This is a genomic window from Kitasatospora sp. NPDC058406 (genome assembly GCF_042722765.1).
Classification (GTDB): domain Bacteria; phylum Actinomycetota; class Actinomycetes; order Streptomycetales; family Streptomycetaceae; genus Kitasatospora.
Map to the genome: position 1 here is coordinate 1 of NZ_JBHXKE010000422.1, position 3,653 is coordinate 3,653.

The following is a 3,653-nucleotide window of genomic DNA, read 5'->3' on the forward strand; positions in this document are numbered from 1 at the left end:
TACCTCGCGGGGGTGCAGCTGGCGCGGGGGTACCTGAACCGGGCGGCGCTGACCGCCGAGCGGTTCACCGCCGACCCGTACGGTCCGCCGGGCAGCCGGATGTACCGCACGGGCGACCTCGCCCGGCGGACGGCCGACGGCCTGGTGGAGTACCTCGGCCGGACCGACGACCAGGTCAAGCTGCGCGGCTTCCGGATCGAACTCGGCGAGGTGGAGGCCGCGCTGGCGGCCCTGCCCGGCGTCGGCGCCGCCGCCGCGCTGGTCCGCGAGGACACCCCCGGCAACCGGCGCCTGGTCGGCTACGCCACCGGTGGCGCCGACCCGGCGGCCCTGCGCCGCGCCCTCGCCGGGACGCTGCCCGACTACCTGGTGCCCGCGGCCGTGGTGGTGCTCCCGCAGCTGCCGACGACCGCCAACGGCAAGCTGGACCGGGCGGCCCTGCCCGCCCCGTCCGCCCCGGCGGTGGCGCTCGCCCGCCCGCCGCGCGACGCCCGCGAGGAGCTGCTCTGCGGGGCCTTCGCCACCGTGCTCGACCTCCCGGAGGTCGGGCCCGAGGACGACTTCTTCGCCCTCGGCGGCCACTCCCTGCTGGCCACCCGGCTGGCCGGGCGGATCCGCACCGTGCTGCGGACCGAGACCGCGGTCCGGGACGTCTTCGCCGCGCCCACGCCCGCCGGGCTCGCCGCCCGGCTCGCCGAGCGGGCCGGGACCGACCGGCCGGAGCTCACCGCGGGCCCGCGCCCGGCGCACCCGCCGCTGTCGCCCGCCCAGCTCAGCCTCTGGCTGCTCCACCAGGTGCAGGACTCCGGCTCCGCCTACCACGTACCGATCGCGCTCCGGCTCACCGGAGCGCTCGACCCCGGCGCCCTCGCCGCCGCCCTCGCCGACGTCGCGGCCCGGCACGAGAGCCTGCGGACCGTCGTGCGCGAGCACGACGGCGAGCCGTACCAGCAGGTGCTCGCTCCCGGCGCGCACCCGGTGCCGCTCACCGTGCTGCCGGTCGGCGAGGACGGGCTGGACGCCACCCTGCGCACCCTGCTCGCTCCGCCGTTCGACCTCGCCGCCGAGCCGCCGTTCCGTGCCCACCTGGTGCGGGTCGACGAGGGCGAGCACGTCCTCCTGCTGACGCTGCACCACATCGCGGGCGACGAGGAGTCGACCGCCCCGCTGCTCGCCGACCTCGACGCCGCCTACACGGCCCGACGGGTCGGACGGGCCCCCGAGTTCGTCGAACTCCCCGTCCAGTACGCGGACTTCGCCCGCTGGCAGGGCGAGCTGCTGGCCCGGACCGGCGACCGGCAGCGGGCCTACTGGACGCGCACGCTGGCCGGGGCGCCCGAGGAGGTCGCGCTGCCCGCCGACCGTCCCCGGCCGGCCCGCCCCACCCACCGGGGCGCCGTCGCCCTCTTCGAGCTCCCGGCCGACACCGCCGGGGCGCTCACCGCACTCGCCCGGGCCCACGGCGCCACCCTGTTCATGGCCGTCCACGCCGTGGTCGCCACGCTGCTGCACCGGCTCGGCGGGGGCGAGGACATCGTGGTCGGGGCACCCGTCTCGGCCCGCGGCGAGGCCGTCCTCCGGGACCAGGTCGGCTACCACCTCAACACCCTGGCGCTGCGCACCGACCTCTCCGGCACCCCGGCCTTCGCCGCCCTGCTGGAGCGGGTCCGGGACGCCGACCTGGAGGCCTTCGACCACGCCGACCTGCCGTTCGACCAGGTCGTCCGGGCGGTCGCGCCGGCCCGTACGGCCGGGCGTCACCCGCTCTTCCAGACCATGGTCACCTTCCACTCCGCCGCTCCCGCCCCGGCCCGGCTCTTCGACGTCCCGGCGGCGGAGCTGCTGGTGGACACCGGCGGCGCCAAGTTCGACCTGGAGTTCGCGGTCGGCCCGGCCGCCGACGGCAGCGGGCGACTGGAGGGCGGCGTCCGGTACAGCCGGGACCGCTTCGACGAAGCGACCGCCCGCGCCCTCGCGGACCGGCTGGTCCGCCTCGTGGAGCAGGCCGTCGCGGACCCGGCGCGCCCCGTCGCCGACCTCGACCCGATGGCCGAGGGCGAGCGTGAACTCGCCCTGTACGGGCCGGAGTCCACCGACCACCCGGCCGTCCCCGGCGACCCGGCCACGCTGCCCGACCTGGTCGCCGCCGGAGCCCGCGCCGGGGCCGCCCGCCCCGCGGTGCTGACGGACGGCGCCGAGCTGTCCCGTGCGGCCTTCGACGACCGCGCCGACCGGCTCGCCCGGCTGCTGATCGCCCGCGGGGTCGGCCCGGAGAGCGTGGTCGCGGTGGCCCTGCCGCGCTCCGCAGACCTGCTGGTGGCCGTCCACGCGGTGGTCCGGGCCGGGGGCGCCTACCTGCCGCTCGACCTCGACCACCCGGCCGAGCGGCTGCGCCACCTCCTCGGCACGGCCCGCCCGGTCTGCGTGCTCACCGAATCCGGATCGGCCGGCCGGCTGCCCGCCGACGCCCCCGACGCCGTCCTGCTGGGGGACCCGGAGACGGAGGCCGCCCTGGCGTCCGCCCCGGCCGGACCGGTCACCGATCACGACCGGCTCGCCCCGCTGAGGCCCGACCACCCCGCGTACGTCATCTTCACCTCCGGCTCCACCGGCCTGCCCAAGGGCGTCCAGGTCGGCCACGCCGCGATCGTCAACCGTTTGCGGTGGATGCAGGACGCCTACCCCCTCGGCGGGGACGACCGGGTGCTGCACAAGACCCCGGCCGGCTTCGACGTCTCGGTCTGGGAGCTGTTCTGGCCGTTCGCCGCGGGCGTGCCCGCGGTGGTCGCCCGCCCCGACGGGCACCGTGACCCCGGCTACCTCGCCGACCTGATCCGCCGCCACCGCGCCACCGTCGCGCACTTCGTGCCCTCGATGCTCGCCGCCTTCCTCACCGACCAGCGGCTCGCCGAGTGCCCCTCGCTGCGACGGGTGGTGTGCAGCGGCGAAGCCCTCCCGGTCGACCTCGCCGAGCGCTTCCGGGAATCCTGCGCCGGCCGGGAGGTGGCCCTGGAGAACCTCTACGGCCCCACCGAGGCGGCGGTCGACGTCACCGCCGAGCACTACCGGCCCGGCACCGGCCGGTCCGGCGGCAGCGTGCCCGTCGGCAGCCCGGTGTGGAACACCGGGGTCCGGCTCCTGGACGCGCGGCTGCGTCCCGTCCCGCTCGGGACCCCCGGGGAGCTGTACCTGACCGGGGTGCAGCTGGCGCGCGGCTACCTGAACCGGGCGGCGCTGACCGCCGAGCGGTTCACCGCCGACCCGTACGGTCCGCCCGGCAGCCGGATGTACCGCACCGGCGACCTCGCCCGGCGGACGGCCGACGGCCGGCTGCACTACCTCGGCCGGACCGACGACCAGGTCAAGCTGCGCGGCCTGCGGATCGAACTCGGCGAGGTGGAGGCCGCGCTGGCCGCCCTGCCGGGCGTCGCCCTGGCCGCCGCGGCCGTCCGCGCGTCGGGCACCGGGGGCGACCGGCTGATCGGGTACGTCGTCCCGGAGCCGGGTCGCGTTCCGGACACCCGCCACCTGCGCAAGCTCGCGGCGGAGCGGCTCCCGGCGTACATGGTGCCGGCGCCGATCGTCCTCCTCGACGCCCTGCCGCTGTCCGTCAACGGCAAGCTCGACCGGCGGGCCCTGCCGCTGCCCCCGAT

At 77.8% G+C, this 3,653-nt stretch carries 1 protein-coding gene; it reads left to right on the forward strand.

What is annotated here, in order from left to right; genetic code table 11:
- On the forward strand, positions 1-3,653 hold a 3,653-nt coding region (locus ACFWOG_RS39855; protein ID WP_380364546.1), incomplete at both ends, for an amino acid adenylation domain-containing protein.